The organism is Kitasatospora sp. NPDC059795, from assembly GCF_042732175.1.
Taxonomy (GTDB): domain Bacteria; phylum Actinomycetota; class Actinomycetes; order Streptomycetales; family Streptomycetaceae; genus Kitasatospora.
Window position 1 is genome coordinate 103222 of record NZ_JBHWID010000002.1, and the last position, 12289, is coordinate 115510.

Annotated in this window: 12 protein-coding genes; 4 read left to right on the top strand and 8 right to left on the bottom strand. The window is 73.6% G+C overall.

The genetic code is table 11. From position 1 onward, the window contains the following. Window positions 1-3: 3 nt before the first annotated feature. On the top strand, window positions 4-1521 hold the full coding sequence (locus tag ACFV4P_RS04425; RefSeq protein WP_380467292.1) for a SagB family peptide dehydrogenase: 1518 nt from the start codon (window positions 4-6) through the stop codon (window positions 1519-1521). A 105-nt stretch (window positions 1522-1626) separates the two neighbouring features. Here the strand turns inward: ACFV4P_RS04425 and ACFV4P_RS04430 are convergent, their stop codons facing one another. From ACFV4P_RS04430 to ACFV4P_RS04440, 3 genes are all read right to left on the bottom strand, one after another. Then, on the bottom strand, window positions 1627-2322 hold the full coding sequence (locus ACFV4P_RS04430) for a response regulator transcription factor (RefSeq protein WP_380467294.1): 696 nt from the start codon (window positions 2320-2322) through the stop codon (window positions 1627-1629). A gap of 34 nt (window positions 2323-2356) precedes the next feature. Next, window positions 2357-2623: a hypothetical protein gene (locus tag ACFV4P_RS04435; RefSeq protein ID WP_380467296.1), complete on the bottom strand. Its 267-nt coding sequence runs from the start codon at window positions 2621-2623 to the stop codon at window positions 2357-2359. A 248-nt stretch (window positions 2624-2871) separates the two neighbouring features. Further along, window positions 2872-3204, bottom strand: coding sequence for a hypothetical protein (locus tag ACFV4P_RS04440; protein WP_380467298.1), 333 nt, complete (start codon window positions 3202-3204; stop codon window positions 2872-2874). Between the two features lie 280 nt (window positions 3205-3484). Here ACFV4P_RS04440 and ACFV4P_RS04445 point away from each other — a divergent pair, with 280 nt between their 5' ends. Next, a complete protein-coding gene (locus tag ACFV4P_RS04445) occupies window positions 3485-4495 on the top strand; it encodes a LuxR C-terminal-related transcriptional regulator (RefSeq protein ID WP_380467300.1) in 1011 nt (336 codons plus the stop codon). A gap of 150 nt (window positions 4496-4645) precedes the next feature. On the opposite strand, the gene murJ is transcribed toward ACFV4P_RS04445, so the two are convergent. Together murJ and ACFV4P_RS04455 are read right to left on the bottom strand one after the other, a co-directional pair. After that, window positions 4646-6811, bottom strand: a complete 2166-nt coding sequence (gene murJ / locus ACFV4P_RS04450) for a murein biosynthesis integral membrane protein MurJ (RefSeq protein WP_380467302.1) — start codon at window positions 6809-6811, stop codon at window positions 4646-4648. Between the two features lie 339 nt (window positions 6812-7150). Then, window positions 7151-7972: a phosphatase PAP2 family protein gene (locus ACFV4P_RS04455; RefSeq protein WP_380467304.1), complete on the bottom strand. Its 822-nt coding sequence runs from the start codon at window positions 7970-7972 to the stop codon at window positions 7151-7153. A gap of 321 nt (window positions 7973-8293) precedes the next feature. Here ACFV4P_RS04455 and ACFV4P_RS04460 point away from each other — a divergent pair, with 321 nt between their 5' ends. Beyond that, complete coding sequence (locus tag ACFV4P_RS04460) at window positions 8294-9265, top strand: sigma-70 family RNA polymerase sigma factor (RefSeq protein WP_380467306.1); 972 nt, start codon at window positions 8294-8296, stop codon at window positions 9263-9265. Window positions 9266-9325: 60 nt separating this feature from the next. After that, window positions 9326-9505 carry a hypothetical protein gene (locus ACFV4P_RS04465; protein WP_380467308.1) on the top strand — a complete coding sequence of 60 codons (180 nt, stop codon included), beginning with the start codon at window positions 9326-9328 and terminating at the stop codon, window positions 9503-9505. Window positions 9506-9516: 11 nt separating this feature from the next. On the opposite strand, the gene mscL is transcribed toward ACFV4P_RS04465, so the two are convergent. The 3 genes from mscL to ACFV4P_RS04480 form a co-directional block, all read right to left on the bottom strand. Then, window positions 9517-9930, bottom strand: coding sequence for a large conductance mechanosensitive channel protein MscL (gene mscL / locus ACFV4P_RS04470; RefSeq protein ID WP_380467309.1), 414 nt, complete (start codon window positions 9928-9930; stop codon window positions 9517-9519). Between the two features lie 578 nt (window positions 9931-10508). Continuing rightward, window positions 10509-10814, bottom strand: coding sequence for an FmdB family zinc ribbon protein (locus ACFV4P_RS04475; protein ID WP_380467311.1), 306 nt, complete (start codon window positions 10812-10814; stop codon window positions 10509-10511). Window positions 10815-10908: 94 nt separating this feature from the next. Continuing rightward, window positions 10909-12207 carry an MFS transporter gene (locus ACFV4P_RS04480; protein ID WP_380467313.1) on the bottom strand — a complete coding sequence of 433 codons (1299 nt, stop codon included), beginning with the start codon at window positions 12205-12207 and terminating at the stop codon, window positions 10909-10911. Between the last annotated feature and the right edge of the window lie 82 nt (window positions 12208-12289).

A 12289-nucleotide genomic window follows, 5' to 3' on the forward strand; every position in this document is an offset into this window, starting at 1 on the left:
CCCATGACCGTCATCGAACACCTGCCACCCGTCGCCACCACCGGAGGCCACCGACCGCTCCGCCGGCTGCTCCGCCTGCGCCCCGAGGTCGACGTCACCGCCCAGGGCGCCGACGTCGAACTCGCCCACCCGTGGGGCCGCCAGCGCGTCCACGCCCTCGGCGAGCGCACCGTCGCCGCACTCGCCGAACTCACCCGCACCGACGCCGACCTGGACGAACTCGCCCTCGACCAGGTCCGGCTGCTCAAGCTCCTCGAACGCTTCCCGTACCTGGTCACCACCACCGTCACCGACCCGCTCGGCGACCCGCTGGCCACCGCCGTGCCGATCGCCCGCGCCGCCGCCCTGCCCGGATTCGCCCGCCCCACCGGCCAGTTGGTGCTCTCCCGGTTCGCCTACCTGCGCCGGCTGCCGGACGGCCACGGCGAGTCCTGCGTCCTCGAATCCCCGATGGCGCCGTTCCGGCTGGTCCTCCACCGGGCCGCCGCCGGGGCCTTCGTCGCCGCCCTCAGCGCCTCCCGCACCGCCGAGGACGCCGCCCTGCTGGCCGGCATGTCCGCCGCCGAGGGCGAGGCGCTGGCCGGACTGCTCGCCGGAGGCGGCTTCCTGGACGCCGGCCAGGGCGCCGAAGCCCCGCTGTGGGACTTCCACGACCTGCTGTTCCACTCCCGCAGCCGCCCCGGCCGGCACGACTACCCGACCGGCGGCGTCTTCGCCCACCAGGACGTCCCGCAACTGCCCGCCGTCTCCGGCCCCGGCGCCCGCGAGGAGTCCGAAGGCATCGACCTGCCCGTTCCCGACTGGGACACCGTGGTCGCCCGCGACCCCGCCCTCAGCGAAGTCCTGGAAGGCCGCCGCTCGGTCCGCTCCTACGCCGAGACCCCCGTCACCCTCGACCAACTCGCCGAACTGCTCTACCGGGTGGCCCGGGTCCGCCGCGTCATCCCCGGCGACCCCGCCGACCCGCACGGCTACGACGGCGTCGAACGCCCCTACCCCGCCGGCGGCGCCACCGGCGAACTGGAGATCTACCTCTCGGTGGTCAAGTGCGTCGGCCTCGAACCCGGCGTCTACCGGTACGACGCCGCCGCCCACCGGCTGCGCCCCCGGCCGTTCCAACACCCCGGCGAGGAGACGGCGTTCAGCGAACTCGTCACCGCGGCCTGGCGGGCCACCGCCTGCACCGTCGACCCGCAGGTGCTGCTCACCGTCACCAGCCGGTTCGGCCGACTCTCCTGGAAGTACAGCCAGATCGCCTACGCGCTGACCCTCAAGCACGTCGGCGTGCTCTACCAGACCCTCTACCTGGTGGCCACCGCCATGGGCCTGGCCCCCTGCGGACTCGGCTCCGGCGACACCGACGCCGCCGCCCGCGCCCTCGGCCTCGACTGGACCGCCGAATCCTCCGTCGGCGAGTTCCTGATCGGCAGCCGCCCCGCCGACGTGCCGCGCACCGCGCACGGCTTCGCCGACGTGGTCGACGCCGCCCGCGCCGGGGAGGGACTCGGCGAGACCTTCTGAGGCGGGCCTTTCCGAGGCCCCGTCCGTACGCGCGCACGCCTGCGACCCGTCAGCGGGAATCTGACGGGTCGTCGGCGGGTCTGCGTGTTCTCTTCTCGGCGGCGCCTACAGCCAGCCGCACTCGCGGGCGATCCGGATCGCGTCGCACCGGTTGCGCGCACCGGTCTTGGCGATCGCCGCCGACACGTAGTTGCGCACCGTCCCCGGCGACAGCGACAGCGCCGCCGCGGCCTCCTGCACCGTGCTGCCCTCGGCGATCTCGCCCAGCACCGCGAGCTCCCGGCGGCTGAGCGGCCCCGACTGGCCCCCGCGCACCACCTCCAGCACCAGCCGCGGGTCGTACACCCGGCCGCCGCGGGCCAGTTCGCGCACCGCCGCGATCAACGCCGGCGCCTGCACGTCCTTCAACAGCACCCCGGCCGCGCCCTCCACCAGCGCCCGCCGGTCGTGCGCCGTCCGCGGCAGCGCCGGCACCAGCAGCAGCACCGCGGCACCCGGTACGGCGTGCTGCAGCCGCCGCGCCGCCGCCGTCGGGTCGGGCTGCTCCGCATCGACGCCCAGCACCGCGACCGCCGGGCGCACCCCGGGCGCCGCCGCCGCGGCCTCCTCGCCGCCGACCGCCTCGGCGACCACCGCGAGGTCCTCCTCCCGGTCCAGCAACGCCCCCAGCCCCGAACGGAACAGGTGGTGCCGGTCGGCCAGCAGCACCCGGGTCGGGCTCGCCGCCGCCGCTGTCGCGGCGAGCGGGAACTGCGGGGGCAGGGCCCGCTGCACCAGCGGGCGTTCCAGTGCGGTGGTCATCCGGACACTTCCCCGGCTCTGTCGCCCGGCCCGGTCAGCCCCAGCCCCAGGTGTCCGAGTGCGGGGGCTCGGTCGAGGTCGGGCTGCCCGACGGCGACGGGGTGGGCGCCGGGGTCGGCCCGACCACGATCGCCTGCGCGCCGGCGTCCGCCGGCGGCTGCGGCCCGCCCACGACGGCGCCGTCCGCCGTGACCACCGCGCCCGGCCGGGTCGGGCCCGTCAACTCGGCGGCGGTGGCGATGCCGCCCACCAGCATCGCACCCAGAGCGGCAATCGTGACAAAACGGATGTTCAGCGTCATGGGAGTGCCCGATCCTCTCGCATTCAACCGATCCCCGGGCTGCCGCCGGGGCCTGTGGTGTGAACGGCAGTCAGGTACTGGTGCGATCCGCGGCCCCCACCGGGGGCTGCTCCCGCGGTCTCGCACCGCCGTCCTGCCGACATCACCAAGAGTGGCCCCCAGGGCACCCCCGCGTCAGCACCCGGAGCTGGCACCAGAGTGCCGTGACACCGAACGGCCACCACCCCCAGGGCCGGTCCGGGCGGCCGTCAACTCCTCGCCCGGGCCAGCCCCAGGCCGAGCGCGATCCACGGATCGGCCTCGCAGCGCACCACCGACCAGCCCGCCAACGGCCCGCCCGGCTCCGCCAGCGCACCCGCGCCCGAACGCAGCGCCCGCTCCGCCGCCAACAGTGAAGAGGCCGTCAGGAAACACACCGCGGCCAGCCCGTCCGGCCCGGCCAGCACCCGGGCATGACAGACCCGGGCCCCGTCCAGCGGCAGCCGGGTCAGGGCCAGCCGCACCGGACCGGCACCGGCCTCCAACGCCGGCCCGCCCTGGACGGGCCGCGGCGGGATCAGCTCCAGACGGATCGCGTACACCTCCCCAGCGTGACAAACCCGGGCCCCCGCCGGACCGCGTCACGGGTGACAGATATCCGCATGGCACGAAAATGACAGTTGCCCGGCACCCTTCACTGTTCGGCCACCTGTCCGACAGAATCTCCGCAAGTCAGTTCTATAACTGACCAGGGCGGCGCTAACCTGACGCCCGATCAGGAACGCCAACCCGGGGGCAGCGCGCCGAAAACGGCGCTTTGGAGGCCGAAATGAACAGAGCGATCCGCACCGCCACCGGACAGGACACCCGGAAGACCGCCCGTTGACCGCCGGCGGCCCGATCGGACTCGACGCCTTCGGCGAAACCGTCTACCGGGCGATGCTGCTGCACCCCGACCTCGACACCGGCGGCCTCGCCGCCCACCTCGGCTGCACCGAGACCGACGTCTGCGACGCCCTCGACCGCCTCGCCGACCTCGCCCTCACCCGCCCCACCAGCTGCGGCACCCGCTGGCGCGCCGTCAACCCCGAACGCGGACTCGCCGCCCTGCTCGCCCACCAGGAGGCCGAGGCCGCCCGCCGCCAGCGCGAGATGGAACGCAGCCGCGCCGCCATGGCCGGCCTGATCGCCGAGTACGCCAGCCTGCACGCGCCCGGCGAACAACGCGGCATCGAAATGCTCGTCAGCCTCGACCAGGTCCGCGACCGGCTGATCCAGCTCGCCTCCGACGCCACCGCCGAAGTGCTCTCCTTCGCCCCCGGCGGCCCGCAGCCCGCCCAGGTCATGGAGGCCAGCCGCACCCTCGACCAGGAGACCCTGGAACGCGGCGTCCGGATGCGCACCGTCTACCAGGACAGCGTCCGCAACGACCCCGCCACCGTCCAGTACGCCCGCTGGCTGCACGGCCTCGGCGGCGCCGTCCGCACCGCGCCCACGCTGCCGCTGCGCATGATCGTCGTCGACAACGCCACCGCCATCGTCCCGATCGACCCCGAGGACCCCCGCAAGGGCGCCGTCCTGCTGCAGAGCCCCGGCGTGGTCGCCGCCCTGCGCGCCCTGTTCGACCAGGTCTGGGACCACGCCCGCCCGCTCGGAGAACCCGACCGGCGCGACCCGCACGGCCTCACCGGCCAGGAACGCGAACTGCTGCGCCTGCTCGCCGAAGGACTCACCGACGAACGCGCCGGCCAACGCCTCGGCGTCTCGCTGCGCACCGTCCGCCGGATGATGGCCGACCTGATGGTCCGGATGGACGCCCGCAGCCGCTTCCAGGCCGGCATCCAGGTCGCCGCCCTCGGCTGGCTGGCCGCCGCCGAGGACGCCCCCGCCTGACGTGCCGGCGGCGGAGGGTCAGCGGCGATGCTTGCCCCCCGGCCAGGGCCTGCCTTCGAGCCGGGAGGTGTCCCCGGTCGAGGCCTTCCACCCGGCACACCGCGAGCACGCACCGGACACCGCCGGACACCGCCGGGCTCCGGCGGCGGGTCAGCGGCGGTGCTTGCCCCCGGCGGCCGGGGCCGGGGTCGGGTACGGGATCCGCAGCTTGCGGGCGAACGGGGCCACCGACGCCCCCACGCCCAGCGGACGGGCCAGCACGAACAGCGACAGCAGCACCGCCAGCGAACCCGCCGCCAGGCCTGCCAGGCTGCCGAACAGCCCCTCGCCGAACTGCCCGGCCAGCCAGTGCGCGGCCAGCGCGCCCGGCAGGCACGCCAGGATCAGGCCCAGGTGCAGGGTCACCAGCCGGAAGCCCTCCAACCCGCTGCCGCGCCGCGCGCCGCGCCGCGTCCCCAGGTCCACGGTGGCGTTGGCACCCGGCGCGAAGGCGTCGGTGCGCAGCACCATCGTCGAGTCCACCGCCCCCGCCTCGGCCTTCGGGGCCGGAGCCGGGGGAGCGCCCTTCGCCAGGCGGCGGCCCAGCGCGACACCGGTCACCACCACCGACAGGGTGGCGGCCGCGGTGTGCGCCACCGCCATGCCGATCACCTTGTCCTGCACCGGCAGCACCTGGTACGCCACCCAGCACAGCGCGGCGTTGGTACCGGTGGACACCAGGGTCAGCCAGAACGGAGTCTTGGCGTCGCCCATCGCGTAGAAGCCGCGGGCCAGGCCGTACTGGGCACAGAACGCGGGCATGCCGATCGCGAAGGCCATCAGCAGCGAGGCGATCACCATCGCGTTGTCGTGCACCTTGTCGCCGGAACCGTAGCCGTACGCGGCCATCGCGATCTGCGGGGCCAGCGCGAAGAACAGCACGGCGGCGGTGACCACCATCGCGGCCGAGGAGCGCAGCACCCCCGACAGGTCCTCGCCGATCTTGCGGTAGTCGCCGGCCGTCGCGGCCCGCGCCATGCTCGGCAGCAGAGCGGTCACCAGCGACACGGTGATCACGCCCTGCGGGACCACGAACAGCGCGTAGGCACTGTTGTAGGCGGTGAAGCCGCGGCCGCCGGCAATGTGCGCCAGATCCGCCGCCTTGCCCGCGGCGGTGCCCAGGCTGGTGACCACCGCGAAGGACAGCTGGGTGGCCACCACCAGGGCCAGCGCCCACCCCGCCGCTCGCAGCGGCCGGGTGAGGCCCGCGCCGCGCCAGTCGAAGCGCGGCCGGTAGGTGAAACGGGCCGAGCGCAGCGAGGGCAGCAGCGCGGCGGCCTGCACCACGATGCCCAGGGTCGAGCCGACTCCCAGCAGCAGCGCGTCGCCGCTGCTCACCTCCTCGGCCTTCCACGCGTGGTGCCCCATCGCCAGGTAGCCGCCGAACACGCCGATCGCCACGATGTTGTTCAGCACCGGCGTCCACATCATCGCGCCGAACCGGTCACGGGCGTTCAGCACCTGCCCGAGCAGGGTGAACACGCCGTAGAAGAAGATCTGTGGCAGGCAGTAGCGCGCGAAGGTGATCGCCAGCTCGCGCTGCACCCCGTCGAACTCCGAGTACAGGTCGACGATCTGCGGGGCGAACAGCCACGCGGCGAGCGTCAGCACCACCAGGATCGTCCCGCACAGGGTGAGCAGCCGGTCCGTGTACGCCTGGCCGCCGTCCTTGTGGGTCTGCATCGCGTGCACCAGCTCCGGCACGAACACCGAGGCCAGCACACCGCCGATCAGCATCATGTAGACGATGTTCGGCAGCGAGTTCGCCACGTTGAACGCCTCGCCGGCCGGGCCGGTGGCCAGCGCCGCCACGATCACCGCGCTGCGCACGAAGCCCAGCGCCCGGGACGCCAGCGAGCCCAGCGCCATGATCAGGCCGTTGCGGCCGGTGGACGCGGCGGGCTTCTCGGCCTGGGGCTTCTGCCCCTCGCCCGCCCGCGGCGGCGGCACCGGTGCCGGGGCCTGCGGCGGGGGCGGCGGGTAGCCGAGCTGGTCGTACTGGCCGAACTGGTCGGGGATCCGGCTGAACTGCATGGTCGGCGGATCCTGCGGAATGTACGGCCCACGCTGCTGGGGGTGCTGGCCACCTTGCTGAGGGTGTTGCGGGACGCCCTGCTGCGGGTACTGACCACCCTGCTGCTGGGCGTACTGGCCGCCCTGCTGCGGGTACTGGCCACCCTGCGGAGCGTACGGACCACCCTGCTGCGGGTACTGGCTGTTCTGCTGGGCGTACGGGTCGTACGGGTCGGTCGGGCCGTCCGCGGTGTGCGTGGTCATCGGACCCCCCGTCGATCGGTGCCCGTGCGGCGTTGCGTGGGAATGTGCGGGAGCTCCGGTCCGGCCGGGCTCCGCCTGCCGGTTGCAGGGTGCATCCAGCCGCAGAAGTCTGCCGTAACTCGGCACCCTATGGGGAGTCGGGTGTCGGACAGGGGCCGGCCCGGCCCGTCGCGGCAGGTGACGGCGGCGGTGGCGGATCGGCCGCCCAGCCCCGTTTCCGCCCGGAATCACGCGGAATGTCGCCCACGTCCGTTCCCTCCCTCGAACGTGGCGGATGCGGAGTGTGACGTTGCTCACGAACCGTCAGGAGCGGCGTCAGGAACGGCGTCAGGAACGGCGTCAGGAACGGCCCGGTTCATGGTCCGGCTCCAGCGGCAGCGGCGGGGCCAGCACCCGCTGCACCCGGGAGCGCAGCCGCCAGTGCAGCCGCCGGACGTCCCGACCGAACCGGCCCGGCAGCCAGAGTTCCACGGCCAGCGTCACCCCGGCCAGTACCGCGGCGGCGGCCGCCCAGCCGGCCAGCACGTCGCTCGGGTAGTGCACGCCCAGCGCGAGCCTGGTCCAGCCGACGCCGAGGACGGTGAGCGCCGCGCCGGTGCCCGCGACCGCGCGCACCGCCCGGTCGGCGCGCGGCCAGAGCAGCACCAGCAGTGCCCCGCAGGTCACCGCCGAGGCGATCGCGTGCCCGGACGGGAAGCCCGCGCCGGAGCCGATCGCGACCGGGTCGGCGAAGTGCGGCCGGGGCCGCCCGATCAGCGCCCGGCCGCCGCCGCTGGCCGCCCAGCCGAGCAGGCCCACCGAGACCGCCCAGCCCGCCAGCACCCGGGCGCGCACGCACCACAGCCACAGCGCGGCGGCGCCGAGCAGGGCGCGCATCGTCCACGGCGCGCCCAGGTCGGCCATGGTCTGCATGGCCGCCGTCCACACCGAGTGCCGCACCGCGTACCGGTGCAGTGCCGCCACCCAGCCGTGGTCGAGCCGGGCCAGTGGCGACCAGTCGGCTTTCACCAGGACCAGCAGCGCCGTGAACAGCAGCAGGCTCGCCAGGCCGATCCCGGCACAACGGAGCAGTGTCCGGCGTTGAACCGGAGAGCGGTGGTCGCCGCGGTCGCCGCCCGGGGGTCGTTCGGCCGCCGGAGAGCCATCAGTGGGCTGGTGCATGACAGAGACCTTCCCCGTGGCAGGGTCCGACCGGTGGTCCGGCGATAGCGATTCGGCATCGGTTGTGCGGATGTGTCGCGAAGGCTCCGCACCGGTTCGGTGGCGGCGGGTGGACGCACGGTGTGCGAGACGCATCACGCTGCGTGTATCGGTCGGATGAAAATCGGCAGGATACTGCATGCCTCCCGAAAAACTGAGCCACTTGGGAATGTTGTCCGATTTCTGTGCGTTGGATCGTTACGTGTGAGCCGGGAACAGGCCCACACGGTTGTGCCAGGCGGCGGAACGGAGCGCCCCCGGCCTCGTCAGTGAGGAGCAAGCATGGCCACCCGTGCCGTCGTACGCGACAGGGCCGATCGGACGCGCGCCGCCCGACCGACCAACCTCGAAGCCGACCGCGACCTGGTCGGCATGTACCTCGACGAGATCGCCAGGACGCCCCTGCTCGACGCCGCCGAGGAGGTCGAGCTGTCCCTGCGCATCGAGGCCGGGGTCTTCGCCCAGCACCTGCTGGAGGAAGAGGAGCAGCTCGACGGCGTCAGCACGGAGGAGCTCCGGGCGATAGCCGACGACGCCGAGCGCGCCAAGGACGTCTTCATCCGCTCCAACCTGCGCCTGGTCGTCGCCGTCGCCCGCCGCTACCCGCGCAGCGGTCTCCCGCTGCTCGACCTCATCCAGGAGGGCAACGCCGGCCTGGTCCGCGCGGTGGAGAAGTTCGACTATTCGAAGGGCTTCAAGTTCTCCACCTACGCGACGTGGTGGATCCGGCAGGCGATCACCCGCTCGATCGCCGACCAGTCCCGCACCATTCGGCTGCCCGTCCACCTGGTCGAGGAGCTCGGCCGGATCCGCCGGGTGCAGCGCGAGAAGTCCAAGGAGCTGGGCCGCGAGGCCGAGCCCTCCGAGATCGCCGCCGAGCTGGACACCACCGAGCAGCGGATCAAGGACGTCCTGGACTGGGCCCGCGACCCGGTCAGCCTCAACATGGCGGTCGACGACGAGGGCGAGACCCAGTTCGGCGACCTGGTGGAGGACACCGGCGCGGTCTCCCCGGAGGACGCCGTGCTGGTCATGCTCCGCCGCGAGGAGCTGGACGGCCTGATCGGCCGCCTCGACGACCGCACCGCGTCCATCATCCGCAGCCGCTACGGCATGGAGGACGGCCGCGAGCGGACGCTGACCGAGGTCGGCAAGCAGCACGGCCTGACGCGCGAGCGGATCCGGCAGATCGAGAAGCACGCGCTCGCCGAACTGAAGAAGATCGCCGACCACGCGGGCTTCGAAGCCGCCTGAGACCGGCCCCCGGCTGCCGGGCGCCCCCGCGGGGGTGCCCGGCAGTCCTACAGTGGACGGATGACCGAGCAGGACAAGACTGAGCAGGACAAGAGCAGGCCCGCGCCGCGACTGGTCTTCAAGGACCCGTTCGAGCAGCAGGCCGGCGACGACACCGACCGCGGCTGGGGAGAGGCGTCGGGCAGGCGAGGGCTGGACTGGTACCTCGACCAGCGGCCCCCGCACCACGGCGAGAAGTAGCGGCGCAGCCCTCAGCGGCTGACCAGCGCGTCCCGGATCTCGGTGAGCAGCTGGACCTCCTTCACCTCGGCCTCCAGCGCCTCTTCCTCGACCGTCCTGCGCTTCGCCAGGAAGTGGTTCATCGGCAGGACGATCAGGAAGTACACGACGGCCGCGATGATGATGAAGCTGATCACCGCGCTGATCACCGAGCCCCAGAGGATGAAGATGCCGGAGGTCACGTTGCCGCTCGCGTCCATCGAGCACGGCCCCCGGAGACAGGACGCGTAGCTGTTCAGGTCCTTGGTGCCGATCAGCCCGAGCAGCGGGTTGATGACGCCCTTGACGAACGCATTGACGACGTTGGTGATCGCCGCGCCGATGACGACGGCGACGGCCAGGTCCACGACGTTGCCGCGGAGCAGGAATTCCTTGAAGCCTTTCATGCCGCGTCGAACGGCGGCAGTACGCAAAGGTCACGGGTGAACCCCCAGCCCTTCGGTTGACGCCCGGGGGCACCCGGCAGGCCCCGGACCGGGCGGCGGGGCGGGCCCCAGCGGGCCCGAGGTGAACGCGGCGGCCACCGCCAGGCAGAGCGCCGCCAGCAGGCCCGGACGCCGGCGCACGGCCTGCCGCAAGCGGTGGCGGCCCCGCGCGGTGCCCCGAATCGGCGGAAAATCGGGCACTTCGCGGCGCGGCGGCACCAGCGCGGCAGGCAACGGGGGAAGCACGAAGGCGGTCACGAGGGCAGTCCCTTCCTCAGGAACGGCGACCCCGGCCGGGGTCGTCGCAGTCATCCTGCGACCGCCCGCCGACCCCCGCCCGCGGATATCCGCACCCTGTGGAAAAACCCGCCCTGTGGAAAACCGCCGTCACCCGCAGGGCTGAACCAGTGCGCCGTCCGGAGCAATCCGTGCAACGGCCCCCGCCATCGCCCCTGCCCCCGCACCCGCGACCGCCCCCGACATACGAACAGGCCCCGCCCGGTCGGACCGGGCGGGGCCTGCTGCACGAAGTCGAACGATCAGCTCGCGGCCGGGGCCGAGCTGCTGCTCGTCGAGGACGAAGGCGTCGAGGACGAGGACCCGGAGGTCGACGAGCCGGAGGTCGACGAGCCGGAGGTCGAGGACGAGCTCAGCGAGCTGCTGGAGCTGGAGCGGCTGTCGGTGCGGTAGAAACCGGAGCCCTTGAAGACCACGCCCACGGCCGAGAAGACCTTACGGAGCTTCCCCTGGCAGTCGGGGCACGTGGTCAGCGCGTCGTCGCTGAACTTCTGCACCGCCTCGAGGCCGTTGCCGCACTCGGTGCACTGGTACTGGTACGTGGGCACTTTCCGCTTCCTCCTGCACTCCCCCTGGCACTCTCACGCTATGAGTGCTAACGACGGTCCATGATGCGGCATTCCGCTGGTGGAGTCCAGCGGCTCAGCCGTGGAGACCCGCTCCGGCCGGCTCCTGCCGGACGGCGGCGGCGCCCCCGGCCACGGTACGGCCGTGGGGTGCCGGGGCGAGCAGCAGACCGCGCATCGTGACGAGCGCCACCAGGCCGAGGCCGGAGCCGATCAGCGGGACGGTGAAGCCCAGGGTGGGCCCGGAGTGGTCGATCAGCTGCCCGGCGGCGGTCGAGCCGATCGCCAGGCCGAGGCCGATCGCGCCGGTCAGCCAGGTGAACGCCTCGGTCTTGGCGCCGTCCGCGACCAGGGTCTCCACCAGCGTGTAGCCGGTGATCAGGGTGGGGGCGATGGCCAGGCCGCAGAACAGGCCGGCGACGGCCAGCGCGACCAGGTTCGGCATCGCCCACAGCGTGGAGCAGCCGAGCACCAGCAGCGCGTAGCAGCCGAGCATCCGCTGCCGGGCCGAGCTGCGCCAGGGGATCAGGCCGTAGAGCACGCCGGCGACCATCGACCCGGCCGCGAACAGGCCGTAGACCGCGCCGCTGAGGCCGGGGGTGCCGGCGTCCTCGGCGAAGGCGGTGATGGAGACCTGGAGTGCGCCGAAGACGGTGCCGAGGCCGAGGAACCCGCCGGCCAGCAGTCGCACGCCGGGGGAGGCCAGCGCCGAGGCTCGGCGGTGGCCGGGTTCGGCGGGGCCGCTGGGGGAGGGGGCGGTGGAGCGGCGGGCGGCGAAGGCCAGGCCGCCGAGCACGGTGAGGGTGGCCTCGACGATCAGGCCGGTGGCCGGGCTGACGGCGGTGGCGACGCCGGTGGCCAGCACCGGGCCGATGACGAAGGTGAACTCGTCGGTGACGGACTCGAAGGCGAAGGCGGTGTTGAGCAGCGCGGGCTGCTCGTTCAGCCGGTGCACCCAGCGGGCCCGGACCATCGCGCCGACCTGCGGCACGGACGCGCCGGCCGGGGCGGCGGCGAGGAACAGCGTCCACTCGGGGGCGCCGCCGTGGGCGAGCGCGATCAGCACACCCACCGCGGCGGCGTGCACCAGGACGGCGGGGACCAGCACCGCGGCCTGTCCGTGGCGGTCGGCGAGCCGGCCGGTCTGCGGGCCGACCAGGGCCTGCGCGACGGCGGCGGTGGCGGCGACCGCGCCGGCCAGGCCGTAGGAGCCGGTGGCGTCCCGCACCAGCAGCACGATGCCGAGGCCGAGCATGGCGTACGGCAGGCGGGCGACCAGGGCGGGAAGCAGGAACGTCCAGGCGCGGGGGGTGCGCAGCAGGGCCCCGTAGCCGGTGGGGGCGGTGGTGTCGTCGACCGGTCGGCGAGCCGTCACGGTCGGTCCTCTCTGCTGCCTGGTAGCGCGGGACCGGGCGTGCAGATGTGGACCGGGACCGGCGCCGAGAGTCGTCCTCTCG